Origin of the sequence: Streptomyces sp. NPDC048416 (assembly GCF_043200435.1) — a bacterium.
Taxonomy (GTDB): domain Bacteria; phylum Actinomycetota; class Actinomycetes; order Streptomycetales; family Streptomycetaceae; genus Streptomyces.
Window position 1 is genome coordinate 13888 of record NZ_JBICXU010000036.1, and the last position, 13466, is coordinate 27353.

Annotated in this window: 16 protein-coding genes; 13 read left to right on the forward strand and 3 right to left on the reverse strand. The window is 69.8% G+C overall.

Going from position 1 to position 13466, the window contains the following annotated elements; genetic code table 11:
- Positions 1 to 100 precede the first annotated feature (100 nt).
- Positions 101 to 2962 (forward strand): serine hydrolase, encoded by a 2862-nt coding sequence (locus ACGFW5_RS30895; RefSeq protein WP_393837623.1) that lies wholly within the window; start codon positions 101 to 103, stop codon positions 2960 to 2962.
- A gap of 219 nt (positions 2963 to 3181) precedes the next feature.
- Complete coding sequence (locus ACGFW5_RS30900; RefSeq protein ID WP_393837624.1) at positions 3182 to 5155, forward strand: MFS transporter; 1974 nt, start codon at positions 3182 to 3184, stop codon at positions 5153 to 5155.
- Between the two features lie 30 nt (positions 5156 to 5185).
- On the opposite strand, the gene ACGFW5_RS30905 is transcribed toward ACGFW5_RS30900, so the two are convergent.
- The 3 genes from ACGFW5_RS30905 to ACGFW5_RS30915 all read right to left on the reverse strand — a co-directional run bounded on the left by ACGFW5_RS30905 (position 5186) and on the right by ACGFW5_RS30915 (position 7988).
- Positions 5186 to 5533 carry a deoxyxylulose-5-phosphate synthase gene (locus ACGFW5_RS30905; protein ID WP_393837625.1) on the reverse strand — a complete coding sequence of 116 codons (348 nt, stop codon included), beginning with the start codon at positions 5531 to 5533 and terminating at the stop codon, positions 5186 to 5188.
- 384 nt (positions 5534 to 5917) lie between these two features.
- A complete protein-coding gene (locus ACGFW5_RS30910; protein ID WP_393837626.1) occupies positions 5918 to 7189 on the reverse strand; it encodes a tyrosine-type recombinase/integrase in 1272 nt (423 codons plus the stop codon).
- Positions 7190 to 7622: 433 nt separating this feature from the next.
- On the reverse strand, positions 7623 to 7988 hold the full coding sequence (locus tag ACGFW5_RS30915; protein ID WP_393837627.1) for an XRE family transcriptional regulator: 366 nt from the start codon (positions 7986 to 7988) through the stop codon (positions 7623 to 7625).
- A gap of 270 nt (positions 7989 to 8258) precedes the next feature.
- On the opposite strand from ACGFW5_RS30915, the gene ACGFW5_RS30920 reads away from it, so the two are divergent.
- From ACGFW5_RS30920 to ACGFW5_RS30970, 11 genes are all read left to right on the forward strand, one after another.
- The gene (locus ACGFW5_RS30920) at positions 8259 to 8558 is read left to right on the forward strand and encodes an XRE family transcriptional regulator (RefSeq protein ID WP_393837628.1); all 300 of its coding nucleotides are present in this window, start codon (positions 8259 to 8261) and stop codon (positions 8556 to 8558) included.
- The gene (locus tag ACGFW5_RS30925; RefSeq protein ID WP_393837629.1) at positions 8542 to 8769 is read left to right on the forward strand and encodes a helix-turn-helix transcriptional regulator; all 228 of its coding nucleotides are present in this window, start codon (positions 8542 to 8544) and stop codon (positions 8767 to 8769) included. Before ACGFW5_RS30920 ends, ACGFW5_RS30925 begins: the two co-directional genes overlap by 17 nt.
- Before the next feature lie 82 nt (positions 8770 to 8851).
- On the forward strand, positions 8852 to 9193 hold the full coding sequence (locus ACGFW5_RS30930) for a hypothetical protein (RefSeq protein ID WP_393837630.1): 342 nt from the start codon (positions 8852 to 8854) through the stop codon (positions 9191 to 9193).
- Complete coding sequence (locus ACGFW5_RS30935) at positions 9190 to 9633, forward strand: hypothetical protein (RefSeq protein WP_393837631.1); 444 nt, start codon at positions 9190 to 9192, stop codon at positions 9631 to 9633. Before ACGFW5_RS30930 ends, ACGFW5_RS30935 begins: the two co-directional genes overlap by 4 nt.
- A complete protein-coding gene (locus ACGFW5_RS30940; RefSeq protein ID WP_393837632.1) occupies positions 9623 to 9967 on the forward strand; it encodes a hypothetical protein in 345 nt (114 codons plus the stop codon). Before ACGFW5_RS30935 ends, ACGFW5_RS30940 begins: the two co-directional genes overlap by 11 nt.
- Positions 9964 to 10197 (forward strand): hypothetical protein, encoded by a 234-nt coding sequence (locus ACGFW5_RS30945; RefSeq protein ID WP_393837633.1) that lies wholly within the window; start codon positions 9964 to 9966, stop codon positions 10195 to 10197. The genes ACGFW5_RS30940 and ACGFW5_RS30945 overlap by 4 nt, the downstream gene beginning before the upstream one ends.
- Entirely contained in the window at positions 10194 to 10445 is a 252-nt protein-coding gene (locus tag ACGFW5_RS30950; RefSeq protein ID WP_393837634.1) for a hypothetical protein, read from the forward strand. The genes ACGFW5_RS30945 and ACGFW5_RS30950 overlap by 4 nt, the downstream gene beginning before the upstream one ends.
- A complete protein-coding gene (locus ACGFW5_RS30955; RefSeq protein WP_393837635.1) occupies positions 10442 to 11491 on the forward strand; it encodes a YqaJ viral recombinase family protein in 1050 nt (349 codons plus the stop codon). The genes ACGFW5_RS30950 and ACGFW5_RS30955 overlap by 4 nt, the downstream gene beginning before the upstream one ends.
- Positions 11488 to 12264: an ERF family protein gene (locus tag ACGFW5_RS30960; protein WP_393837636.1), complete on the forward strand. Its 777-nt coding sequence runs from the start codon at positions 11488 to 11490 to the stop codon at positions 12262 to 12264. The genes ACGFW5_RS30955 and ACGFW5_RS30960 overlap by 4 nt, the downstream gene beginning before the upstream one ends.
- Positions 12264 to 12587 (forward strand): hypothetical protein, encoded by a 324-nt coding sequence (locus ACGFW5_RS30965; protein WP_393837637.1) that lies wholly within the window; start codon positions 12264 to 12266, stop codon positions 12585 to 12587. Before ACGFW5_RS30960 ends, ACGFW5_RS30965 begins: the two co-directional genes overlap by 1 nt.
- A complete protein-coding gene (locus ACGFW5_RS30970) occupies positions 12584 to 13396 on the forward strand; it encodes a phosphoadenosine phosphosulfate reductase (RefSeq protein WP_393837638.1) in 813 nt (270 codons plus the stop codon). Before ACGFW5_RS30965 ends, ACGFW5_RS30970 begins: the two co-directional genes overlap by 4 nt.
- The last annotated feature ends 70 nt before the right edge of the window (positions 13397 to 13466 follow it).

The window sequence follows — 13466 nt, forward strand, 5'->3', positions numbered from 1 at the left end:
TTCATCTGTCGAGAGCGCCTGGGTGGTTCGTACGGGAACCAACAGGTATGTCGTTCTCGTCTAGCCGGGGGGTCCTACCCGGCACACAGGACACTGGTACATGGTTCGGACAGTTTCGAATGACGCCACCCGGCGTCTGGAGGAGGCATCGGTGGCGGGCGAGTCCCCCGACAAGTCGGAGCAGAAGCAGTCGTCGGGGGAGACGGCTACGAGCGAACGCGATCCGCGTCTCGCGCTTTCGCACTCCCCGTCCCCTTCCGGGTCCCCTTCCGGGTCCCCCTCCGGCGAGAGGGAGGACGACGCGAAGACGGCGAACGGTTCCGGGGCGGGTTCGGGCTCGGCTTCCGGGTCCGGTTCCGGGGCGGGTTCGGGTTCCGCCGGCTCCTCCGGTACGGGTTCGGCCTCCGCGGCCGACGGTGCGGCGGGCTCGGCGGACCACGCGACCGCGGTCTTCCGGACCCCGCGCCAGGAGGACGGCGACTCGCGGCTCCGCGCGGCGGTCGCGGCGTGGGTCGACCAGGAGGGCGAGACCCCGGAGGGTGCCGAGGGCGCCGAGGGCGCTGGGGGTGCTGGGGGTGCGGCTGCGGCTGCCTCAGCGGCCGGGTCCGAGGCCGACGGCGATGCGACCGGCGCGACCGGGGCGGACGACGACGAGGCCGCTTCCAGCAGCACCAAGCAGCCGGGCGCGTCCCGGGGTGGCGGCGAGAAGCGGGCCACGGAGCCGGACGCGGTTCGGGCGGACGAGCCCGATGCGGTGGCCGCGGCCACCGAGCCGGAGGCGCCCAAGGAGGACGACACCAAGGACGGCGGCGCCAAGCCCGCCGCCACCGAGACGGCCGCCCCGAAGTCCGAGCCCAGCGGCACGTCGACCCCGGCCGGCGCCCCGGACGCATCCGACGCCGACGCATCCGGAACCTCCGCTGCCGAGCCCACCAAAGCCTCCGACGACGCCGGTACGGCGACCAGCGCCAAGGCCGCTGCTGAGGCCGAGGCCGCCACCAGCGCCAAGACCGGTGCTGACGCCAAGCCCGGTACCAGTACCGAGCCCCGTACTGACGCCGCTTCCGACGCGACGCGGACCGCGTCCTGGGGAGCCAAGCAGAGCACCGCCGAGGGCGAGCAGAGCGCCGCCGAGACCAAGGCCGCCCCGGCCGATGGCGTCGGCGCGAAGCCCACCCCGGGTGCCGACGCCGCCGCCGACGCCGACGCGGCGAAGCCCGCCGGTACCGACGCGGCGAAGCCCGCCGCCGACGGAATCGATCAGCCCACCGCCGTCTTCAAGGCCGTCGCGCCGCCCGCCGTCGATCAGCCGACGGCGATGCTCAAGCTGCCCGCGCCCCAGCGGGAGCCGGCCGCCGAGCGGACGGGTGAGCGGACCGGTGAGCGGGTCAGCCAGTTCGTGCCCCTGCGGTCGGACGACGCGGGCACCAGGACCACCGGCACCGGCACCGGCACCTCCGCGACGCGCACCTCCGCGACGGGTGCCTCCGCGCCCGCCGCCTCCGCGCCCGGCACCCCCGTACGCAAGCCGGACGCCCCCGCCGAGCGGTCGGACGCCCCCGCCAAGCGGCCCGAGGCACCCAAGGTGACCCCGCCTCCGCCGCCCGCCGCCGGGATGGGCGCAGGAGCCGCCATCCCCGAGCGCGCCGAGCGGACCAGACAGCAGCCGCTGCCGCCGAAGCCCCCGCTCGACCTGCTCGCCGAGCTGACCAACACCCCGCCGCCGGCGCCGACCGCGGTCCGCTCCACCATGCGGCGGTTCAAGATCTGGACCCCGCTGGTCCTGCTGCTCCTGGTCGTCTTTGCGGTCGTACAGATCATGCGCCCGCTTCCCGAGCCGAAGCTGGACCTCACTTCCTCGGCCGCGTACACCTTCCAGGGTGGCGCGCTCGACCTGCCGTGGCCTTCGGACGGCCAGTCGGCGATCACCGTGGACGGCGTGGGCAGCCTCGGCACGCACGGCGAGCAGAAGCCCGCGCCGCTGGCGAGCGTGGCCAAGACGATGACGGCGTACGTGATCCTCAAGGGCCACCCGATCTCCGGGAAGCAGGAGGGCGACAAGATCACGGTCGACCAGCAGGCCGAGGACGACGCGAAGAAGCCCGACGAGTCGACGGCGCCGATCCGCAAGGACCAGCAGTTCACCGAGAAGCAGATGCTCGAACTGCTCATGATCCCGTCCGGCAACAACGCCGCGCGCCTGCTGGCCCGTTGGGACGCCGGGAACGAGGAGGCCTTCATCGCGAAGATGAACGCCACCGCCAAGGAACTCGGCATGACCGGCACCACGTACACCGACCCGAGCGGTCTGAAGGAGACCACGGTCTCCACGCCGACCGACCAGCTCAAGCTGGCCCAGGCCGTCATGCAGAACGATGTGTTCCGCGAGATCGTCAACACGCCCCAGATCAAGATCCCGGGCATCCCCACGATGATCTACAACAACAACAAGATCCTGCTCAAGCCGGGTGTGAGCGGTATCAAGACGGGCTCCTCCACGCCGGCCGGCGGCAACCTGCTGTGGGCGGCGGACACCATCGTCGACGGCAAGAACCAGCGCATCTACGGCATCGTCATGGGCCAGCGCACCGGGACCACCCTCGACAACAAGCTGACCTCCGCGATCAACAACAGCTACAAGCTGATCCAGGCGGTGCAGAAGGACGTCACCTCGGCGACCGTCATCAAGAAGGGCGATGTCGTCGGGTACGTGGACGACGGGCTCGGCGGCCGGACGCCGCTGGTCGCGGCCAAGGACCTCAAGGCGGTCGGCTGGCCGGGGCTGAAGGTCGACGTCAAGCTCGGCGCGGGCGGCAAGCCGGTCCCGCACTCGGCGAAGGCGGGTGACGTGGTGGGCGAGCTGTCCATCGGCTCCGGCAACGGCAAGCTGACGGCGCCGGTCCAGCTGAAGAGCGCGCTCACCGAGCCGGGTGTGGGCGACAAGCTCACCCGACTGGGCTGATCGTCCCGATCGCATCGAGGGCGCCCCGACCTGCGGGGCGCCCCCGTGCTAGCTTCGGGCAACTGGGGGCGCGGGGACGGCGTCCCTGTAATCGGGGCAGAATCGAGTCCTTCCCGTTCACAGCAGTACGGGCCGAACCGGGCGGCCCCGCGCAGGTCGTGTGCAGATGCGTACGGCGGCGCATTTCCAGCTGAGACAGCGTGAGGCGGGAGAGCCGCAGTGACCACCGCTGAGCCGACGCCGACCCGCGCCGACAGCAGCACGAGTACAGGTACGGGTACGGGTACGGGTACGGGTACGAGCACGGGTACGGGTACGGGCAGAGGCACGGGTACGGGTACGAGCACGACGGGTGCCGCGTCCGGGTCCTCGGGGGCCGGGCCCAAGGCGCCGTCCGGCTCCGGAACGGGGACCGGGGCGCGAATACGAGAGCCGCGACAACTGCGACAGCTGCGACGGCTGCGACAGCTGCGTCCGGGCCCGGACTCCTGGCCGATGCGTCACCCCGTCGCGTTCATGACGATCGCAGGGGCCGTGACCCACGTCCTGTGGTTCTTCCTCTTCGCCAACAGCGGCGGCGACCTCGCGGCCCAGGACGCCTGGACCGAGTTCGTCGGCCGCAACCCGGAGTCCGCGTACAACCTGGCCTGGTACGGCGGGATGCACCCGGTCTCCTACAGCGTCGTTTCGCCGTACCTGATGGCGCTGCTCGGCGTCCGTACGACGATGATGATCGCCGGGACGGTCTCCGCCGGGCTCACCGCGCTGATCCTGGTGCGCGTGAAGGCGGTCCGCAACCCGCTGGCCTGCTCGTTCGCGGCGCTCTTCGCCTTCCTGTGCAATGCCATGTCGGGCCGGGTCACCTTCGGGCTCGGCACGATGTTCGCGCTCGGCGCGGTGGCCGCGGTGTTCTGCTGGCCGCACAACAAGCGCGAGAACCGCTGGCCCAAGGCGGCCGTGGCCGCGCCCTGCGCCGCGCTCGCGACCGCGAGCAGCCCGGTGGCCGGGCTGTTCCTCGGTCTCGTCGCGGCCGCGCTGTTCCTGAACAAGCGGCGTCCGGGTGCGTACGCGATCGGTCTGCCGCCGGTCGTCGTGGTCGCTCTGTCGGCGTGGCTGTTCCCGTTCTCGGGCACGCAGCCGATGTCGCTGGCCACCACCTCGGGACCGTTCCTCTTCGCGGTCCTCATCTTCTTCCTGGTGCCCAAGGACTGGCGGACGGTCCGTACGGCCGCTGCGGTGTACGGCGTCGCCGTGCTGCTGTGCTTCGCGATCCATTCGCAGATCGGCTCCAACATCACCCGGCTCGCGATGCTGTTCGCGGGGGTGCTGTTCCTGGCCGCGCTGCCGTTCGCGGTGCCGAAGTCGCGCACGTGGTACGTGCTGGTGCTGGCGTTCGTCGGCCTCAACGGCTGGATCGGTTTCAAGTCGGTGGACGACATCGTGCACACCGCGCCTGCGGCGACCTGGGCCCGCGACCTGGCGCCGCTGGTGGACCAGTTGCAGGGGCGCGACGCCGCGACGGGCCGGGTCGAGGTGGTCCCGGCCTCCAGCCACCGCGAGGCCTCGGCGTTCACCCCGTACGTGAACCTGGCCCGCGGCTGGAACCGGCAGGCGGACATGGAACGCAACCCGCTGTTCTACGACGACACCCTGAACGCGGAGAACTACCAGGCCTGGCTGAATCGTTGGGCGGTGAGTTATGTCGTGCTGCCGCTGGGCCCGGCGGACCGCAACGGGGCCGTGCAGGAGGGCAAGCTGATCGAGCAGGGTCTGCCGTACCTGAAGCAGGTCTGGTCGAACGAGCACTGGCGGCTGTTCGCCGTCGACAACCCGACCCCGCTGGCCGACCCGCCGGCCACGGTCAAGCACGCGGGCGAGGGTGAGCTCACCGTGGACGTCCGGTCGGCGGGCACCGTGCTGATCCGCATCCCGTACTCGCCCTGGCTGAAACTGGTCGACGAGGACGGCAAGGGCGTCGAGGCACCGCAGGAGACACCGGCGTCGAAGCTGCGCGGCCACGGTCCGAAGACGTACACCAACACCAACGGCTGCCTGCGCAAGTCCCCTCTGAACGGCTCCGGCGACGAGTGGACGGAGCTGGTCGCACCGAAGCCGGGGACGTACCGCGTGGCGGCTCCTTACAGCATCCCCCGCGGCACGGGCTGCCCCCAGGGCACCCTGGTCAACCCGTGAGACGCCGTCCGCCAGGTGAGGCCCGTGCCGTCAGTCAGGGCACCTGGGCAGTTCACGGCGGACCAATGCCTGAGCGAACGGTTCGCCGGTCGCCCGCGCGTAGGCCATGCGCTCGCGCACCTCGCTGAGGGTGCGGGGGCGGTAGCCGGGGCCGCCGCAGCAGCCCATGGAGAACCGCACCCCGGCATGCAGCAGTACGGAGAGGGTGCGCCAGGCGGCCGCGTCCCGCCTCTTGGGCGCCGCGAAGGCGGCCCCGACATGGATCAGGGTTCCCGCGCAGCGCGGACAGATCCGGGCATGGTCGTGGTGGCCGGGGTGCGACTGCTTGTACGAGGCCCGGCAGGGCAGGCAGACGTACGAGGTCTTCGCAGGGGTCATACGGGGAGGGTAGGCCCGCCCCGGATCCGGGCTCGACCGAATTTGGCCGTGGGAATTTAGTGGGCGAGTCCCCGTAGTAGGGCTGCAGCGAGACTGGGTTGACACGTAGTCAGAACGTGCAGATAGGCCGAAGGTCCAGGCCGTACAGCTCTGTGACCTGGACCTTCACGGAGAGACGAACCTCTCACCTGGTGCCCCCGGCAGGATTCGAACCTGCGACACCCGCTTTAGGAGAGAACGCAAAGCGATCATGAGCTTCAGTGAGACTGAATGAAGCCCAATGAGTCCAGCCGCGGGGGGCGATGTCCTGCACAAACAGGTTTCAGTGAGTCTGAGTGAGACTCAGTGATGGGGTGTTGTGGAATCCATGTGGAATCCAGCCCCTCACACAGCCCGCAGCATTCGCACAACGGGCTCCTGCGGCACCATCACCGCCCGCACCTGGGCCGCGACATCCTCGGCCGAGTGCTGGTAGATCCACGTCACCTTCGAGCCGCGATCGTGTCCCATGACCGTCTGCGTGTCCTTCTCCGGGACGCCCAGATCCTTCAGCCACGTGGCGAACACGTGCCGCAGGTCGTGGACGTGAGGCCACCACTCGTTGCGGCCGGAATCCGGGTTCTTCACCTTCCGGGCCAGCCCGGCCTTCTGGATCGCATCCACCCATGTGCGCCGGAAGTTGTGGCGAGTCAGTACGCCGCCCTGCGGGCCCCGGAACACCAGCTCTTCCGGCACCAGCTCGAAGGGATCGTCGCCGATCGCTGAGGCCGTCTCCCGAGGGCGCCAGCGCCGAACCATCTCGCGGACCGCGTCAGCCGCCTCGGGGGTGAGCGGCACCGTACGGAACCCCGCGGCAGACTTGGGCGCCGGCTTCCGGAAGAGCTTCCCGTTGTCCTCGCTGAGCACCTCTTTGACCTTGAGGTGGTGCGCGTCGAGGTCCACGTGCTCCCACCGCAATCCCGTCGCCTCGCCCCACCGCAGACCCGTGTGTTCCAGGAACACGAGAAGGGGCCGGTAGTACTCCGGGGCGTGCTGGCGGATCAGCGCGCACTGCTCGCGCGACGGCGGCCGCAGCTCGTCAGCGTGCTTGTGCGCCGGGGCCTCTACCTGGACCTCGGCGGCGGGGTTGAACGGGATGCGCTTACCGTCCCGCACAGCGTCCGCGAGCAGGCCGTTCAGAAGCTCCAGCACCTTCTTACGGGTGTGGTGACCCTTCACGCCGTTCGTGATCCAACTCTGGATCTCCATGAACTCCAGGTCGCGCAGACGCCACTTGCCCCACTTCGGTTCGATGTGGGTGTTCCAGTTGCTGAGCTTGCGGTTCTGCGTCGTGACGGCCCGCTTGGGCTGAGCTGGCCACCACGTCTTCCACCACTCGCCGAGCGTGATCTCGCCGCGCTTCGGGTCGTTGTGGGTGCGCCGGCGTACCTGCGTGCGGATGTCGTCGAGGAAGTCATCCGCTTCGCTCTTCTTGGGGAAGCACTTCGCGAGCTGCTTCCCTGCCCGGTCGCGGTACCGGGCCTGCCATGACCCCTGGCAGTCGCGCCGGCGCTTCCTCTCCCCGTACGTTTCGGGCGGGTACTTCTCGATGCACAGCTGACAGCCGCACGATTGCACGCGCAGCTGCCGGGGGTTGTTTGCTCCTCTACGCCCCATGGCTCATCACCTGCTCTCTCCTTCGCTGCTCGGGTACGCGGGGGAGCAGCCGAACGGGCTCCCCGCAGAAACAGCGTGCACCGACCCGCGGCTGGGGGATGGCGAGTTGGGCGAGAACTGCCCGTACGGCGCCCACCGTCACGAGCCAGGAGCAGCCGGCGGGGACGGTGATGATGACGCGCTCTGCGTCCCATGGGACGTACGTGACGGCAGAGGTGTAGTGGACGCGGATGCACATGCGGAACCCCCCGTGGTGCGGGCGACGGAACGTCAGCCGCGGGGGAGGACGCGAGCCGAGAGATTGACCGTACTCCCGGATAGTGGAATATGCGACCACTCCAGAAACACGAGATGTGGAGGGTTCTACTGGCTGGTCAAGTGCCCATCTGTGTGGGACTCGTGAGGGTCCCGGACGGTTGCACAGGTGCCTGGGTCAGGAGCGGTTTGCGTCCCTGAGTGCCTTCATCTCGATCTCTTTCATCTGCTGCTGTTCGGGCGTCAGCTCGCGGAACAGCTCCAGGAGTCGCGCCTCGGCCTCGGGGGCGAGTGGGCCGGGCGCCTTGCGGCCGGTCGCGGCGAAGATCTCGGCGACGGTGAACTTGGGGAAGGCCGCGGACAGGGACCGCAGCGTGTCCGGGTTGGGGCCACGTCCGGTGCCGCGCTTCCGGTTCACCCAGGCGTTCACGGTGGCTGGCGAGACGTTCAGGGCACGCGCGATCTCCGACTCGTTGACGTCGTACGTCAGCTTGAGCCGCTTCAGTAGATCGGCGAAATCCTCGTGCTGCCCGTCGTGCTCCACAGGCACAGAGTGCCTGCCCGCCTTCTACTTTCGCAAGTGAAAGTAGAAGCGTGGCGCGAAAGGAACGCGGCGCGCGGCCTCCCCGCCGCGCGCCGTGCTGGATGGCATATGCGCCCAGAGTAGAACACTCATTCGATGCGAACCATCCACTTGCACAGACTCACCGAAACTCGGGAACGCTTGCTTGACCTCATTGACACTCACACTGTAGAAATGTGTCAACAGCGGCGATGGTGCCGCAGTTCACTCTCCATCAGCACGAGGTCTCTCATGAGCAAGGTGCTCCGCAAGGACGACGGCAAGCCACTGAGAGCCGCCATGCAGGCGGCCGGCCTTTCCGGACCCGGGCTCGCGGCGGCCACGAAGGCGGCCGACCCGCGCGGGATCGGGATCAGCCCGGCGATCGTCGGGCGGCTCACCACCACGGGCAAGACCGCCCGGACGCGGTGCCGCCGCAGGACGGCGGACCTGATCGCGGTGGCGCTCGTCGTGCCCCTGGAGCAGCTTTTCACGCCCCCAGTTTCAACTGACACAGTAGAAAGGTCCAGCCCTGATGCCGACTCTCGCTGAACGCGCCGAGACGCTGCGCACCACCGGGCTCGCCCCCCTGCTCACCACGGCTCAGTTGATGGCGCGCTACGGCGTCAGCAACTGGACGGTCAACGAGTGGGTGAAGAACGGCTGCCCCGTCGAGCCGACCGCGTTCCGCGGTCGCCGCTTCGACCTGGAGGCCGTCCGTACGTGGATGGCCGAGCGAGCGCAGCTCGCGGCCACCGCCTGACCAAAAAGAACGGGGCCGCCCGGACCGGGCCTGGTCCGTACGCGACCCCTCGGCACCTCAACCACACGAAATCGAGGACACCGTGACCATCGAGATTACCCCCGCACCCGCACCGGGCTCCGAGGACGCCCGCCGCTACGGGTACATCGCTGCCCTGTCGACGGCCGAGCACGTCGTATCGACGTCGCCGGTCGTGCCGACCGAGGTCAACATCAACTGCACGCCGTGGTCGGACGGCCCGTCCCTGCGTATCTACTTCCACGACTCGGCCGACGACATCCGCGCGTTCGCCGAGGCGTTCAGCGGCACGGTCGCCGAGGAGGAGCGGCCGGACGGCGAGCGACTGCACACGTCGGCGGTCGGCAGCATCGCGGGTATCCCGTTCGAGGCCTGGACGCTGGTGCACGTCGGCGGCGCGGAGTGAATACCCGCGCGCTGAACGCGCTGGCTGGCGTGATCGCCGCCGCGTTGAAGCAGGACCGGACGCCGATGGGGATCGCGCTCGCGGTCGAGTCGGCGGGGATGCTCCAGTCCCCCGAGACGGCGTCGCGCCTGATGCGCGCCGAGCAGCGGCGGGCGGAGCTGGAAGCGGTGCTCACGACGCACCGTAAGGACGACCGGGCCGAGATCGAGAAGTTGCGCGCTCGGGTCGCCGAGTTGGAGGCCGTGGCCGCACGCCCGCCGCTCCCGCGCCGCCCGGTCTCCCCACTAGCGCACGGGCGCGCCGCGTCGGAGCCGACGCAGACGCTCCGCGACCTGCTCGGCCACCAGCCCGTCGAGGACCCGCACGACTCTCCCCTCCACCACACGTACACGACCGCGCGTCTGCGCGACGACGAGCAGGGGGCCACCGATGGCCGATGACCGTACGCCCATAACCGGGCTCATCCCGATCCACGTGGTCGCGATCCCCGGCGGAGCCGCGCTCGACCTGAGCGCCCTGACTCAGCTGGTGGTGCAGGACACCGTCGAGGCGCTGCTCGCCTCGGAGGACCTGTGGGAGCGGCTGAACCAGCTGGGCATGCCCGGCCGTGCGGACGACACCCGGCTGCCGTTCGAGGAGCTGGTGGCGGAGATCGCGGAGCGCTGCTCGTCGCGGGTGCCACTGTACGGCGCCGAGCAGGTGTTGCTCCTGACGCGGGCCCTGCGCGCGGCCGTGGCGCCGAAGAGCATCCCGGGACAGCGAGGTGCCGCATGAGCGCCGCCGACGATGTGCGTGAGGCGATCGCCGTGGGCTGTACCCGCGACGACCACGACCACGTAGCCGATCACCGCGAAGAGGTCCGCGCCGAGCGTGACGCCGAGATCATTACGTGGCTGATCAAGAAGGCACGCGAGTACCGCTCCACCGGCAGCAGGCAGCACGAGTTGCAGGCCGAGGCCATCGAGCGGATGGCCTCCAAGATCCAGCGCGGGGCGGTCCGGTGAGCGCGCGTGAGCGGCTGCTGGCCGCGCTCACCGTGTCCCCCGAGGTCCGCGCCGGCGACGCCGAGCAGCTGCTCGACGAGGTCGCCATTGAGGACTGGCCCGGGGAATTGGCAACACTGCGCGCTGCTCTCTCTGCGGTCCGTACAGCGACTCAGCAGGGGTCACTGCCCTTCGTGCAGTTCTTCGTCTCGCAGTACTACGCGATCGAGCGCACCGCCCTCGACGATGCGGCAGGTGATGCGGAATGACAACGACCGCGCAGGCCGGGACTTCGGTCCCGGCCGCCGGCCGCCGGGTCACCCCGACCGGCCGACTCATTCTCCCTGCCGACGCCGACCGCGCTGACTGGCTCGCCGCCCGCCGGGGTGGCCTCGGCTCCAGCGACATGGCCGCGATCCTCGGGATCAGCGCGTACGGCAACGCCCTGTCGGTCTGGCACGACAAGACCGGCGGACTCCCTCTCGAAGGCGACGACTCCGAACCCGCGTTGTGGGGACGCCTTCTCGAAGAGACCGTGGCGCGCGAGTGGGCCCGCCGCAACCGCGCCGTCGTGCAGCGCGTCGGGCTCGTCGCGAACGACGCGCGGCCGTGGCAGATGTGCACGCTCGACCGCCGAGTGCTGAAGTGCCCGGTCTCCTCGGCGACCCGCGAGCGGTGCGCCGTCGAGATCAAATGCCGGTCGGCGTTCAAGGCCGGGCAGTGGCGCACCGGTTGCCCTGACGACGTCCTCGCCCAGGTGCTGCACCAGATGGACGTGTGCGGATACGCGCACATGCACGTCGCGGTGCTGATCGGCGGGAACGACTACCGGCAGTTCACCGTGTACCGCGCCGAGCACGAGCAGCTGCTCGACGACCTGCGCGCCGCCGGCGCCCGAGCCTGGCAGCAAATCGTCGACCGGCGCCCGCCCGTCCTGCCGGAGAGCGCCGACCCCGAGGTGCTGCTCGACCTGTACGAGCAGCTGCACCCGGCGCGCGCCGGGGACGTGTTCATCGACCGCGACGGCGACGCGCAGGACGCGCTCGCCGACTACCTCGACGCCGGGACGGACGAGCGCGAGGCCAAGGCCCGCAAGAACGCGGCCAAGGCCAAGCTCGTCGGCGCGCTCGGCGCCGGCGGCACGGCGTACCTCGGCGGCCACATCGCCTACTCGTACGACGAGACGGCCCGCGAGTACTGCGACACCGACCGGCTGCGCGAGGAGCACCCCGCGGCGTACGCGGCCTGCGTCGAGGACCGGCCCGGCCGCCGCATCAACATCCCGAAGCCTGTGAGAGAGGCGCACCAGGTATGACAACCCTCGCTGAGCGCGCGGCGGCGGCCGCCGGCCGCGCTGATACCGCGCCGGAGCCAACGGCTCTCGCGCCCGAGCACACCATCGAAACTGCCGTGGATCCTGGGATCCCGGAGCCCGGGCCTGATGGCCCGGAGCAGGTGCCGGTGTGGGCCGCGTGGTCCCGCGTCATGGGCACCGTGCGTGAAATCGCGAAGAACGGCTGGTACGGCAAGCCCGGCGAGCGAGGCAGCTACCAGTTCCGTGGTGTTGACGCGGCTCTGAACTCGTTCGGTCCGGCCTGCCGCCTCCATGGTGTGCTTGTCCTGCCGGTCCGTACAGACGCCTCGTACCGCGACGTGAAGACGTCGACAAACAAGGCGTCCCGCGAGTGCACCGTCACCGTGACGTACCGGATCATCGGCCCAGGCGGAGACCACATCGAAGTCCAGTCGGTAGGCGAGTCCATGGACTCGGCGGACAGGGGCACCGCAAAGGCGCTGTCCACGTCGCTGCGGTCGCTGCTCCTCCTCGGTGGTCTCGTGCCCGTCGACGGGCACGACCCGGACTCGACGAATGTCGAGCGCGGAGAGGCGCCGGTCCGTACGGCCGTCTCGTACGTGAACGAAATCTGTCACCCGGAAACGAGCGCTGGCCGCCTGCGGCAGATCCACTACGAGTTGAGGCAGACCCAGCAGCTCGGCGCATTCGTCACGAACGAGGTCGGCGACGAGGAAGCCGTGGGCGACATGGTCGTTCGGATCGGCAAGGCTCGCGCGGAGGGTGGTGCGTGATGTTCGGCGCCAAGTCCCGCGAGATCGCCCGGTTGAACCAGCTGCTCGATACCCGCGCGCAGCAGCTGAACAAGGCGAACACGACCATCGCGATTTACAGCGTCCGTATCGACCGGCTCGGCGGCAACCTTTCCGCCGCGCGTCGGATCGACCGCGCTGTGCGCGCCTGCGCCCGGTACCGGCACGAGCTGGCCATGGAGCGCCGGGTCGTCCTGCGGTTGTCGACCCAACTGTTCGACTCGCTCGACTACAACGCGGCGGCCCGCAAGTCGCTCGGCATGCCGCCACTCGCGGCCGCCGAGGAACCCGAGGTGAAGCCATGATGGGCCTGCGGACATTCAGCTTCGGCGGGGGTGTTCAGTCCACGGCTGCCCTGGTGCTCGCTGCTCAGGGGCGGATCGACTTCCAGACGTTCTTGTTCGCCAACGTTGGCGACGACAGCGAGAACCCCGGGACGATTCGGTACGTCGAGGAGTACGCCCGCCCGTACGCGGCTGAGCACGGCATCGAGCTGGTGACCCTCGACCGCGTGATGGTCCGTTCAGGCGAGACGCGCACGCTCTACGGGGAGATCACCCGCGCGGGCTCCAAGTCCCTCAAGATCCCGGTACGCATGTCCAACGGGGCGCCCGGTACCCGTTCGTGCACCGCCGACTACAAGATCATTGTGATTGGTCGGGAACTCAAGCGGCGAGGTGCGACGCCAGAAGACCGCGCGACGATCGGCATCGGGATCAGCCTCGACGAGATCCACCGCGCGAACAGCCGTCGCCCCGAACCGCACGAGGACATCGTCTACCCCCTGCTCGACCTCGGCCTCCGCCGGTCGGACTGCGCGCACATCATCCGGGATGCGGGCCTGCCCGTACCGCCCAAGTCGTCGTGCTGGTTTTGTCCCTTTCACCGGCCTGAGACGTGGCACGACAGGCGGCGTACGGACCCGGAGCACTTCGAGAAGTCGTGCCAGCTCGAAGAACTCCTGAACCGTCGGCGCGACGAACTCGGCAAGGACCACGTCTACCTCACCCGGTTCGGCAAGCCCCTGCGTGAGGCCATCCCCGACGGCGTCGACCTGCTCCCGATGTTCGACGAGGCCGACGGCCTCTGTGACTCCGGCTGGTGCATGACCTAGCCAGGCCACTCATCTCCCGCGGCCGGGCTGCCCGTGCGCCCGGCCGCGGTGACCCCTTCGCCACCGACCC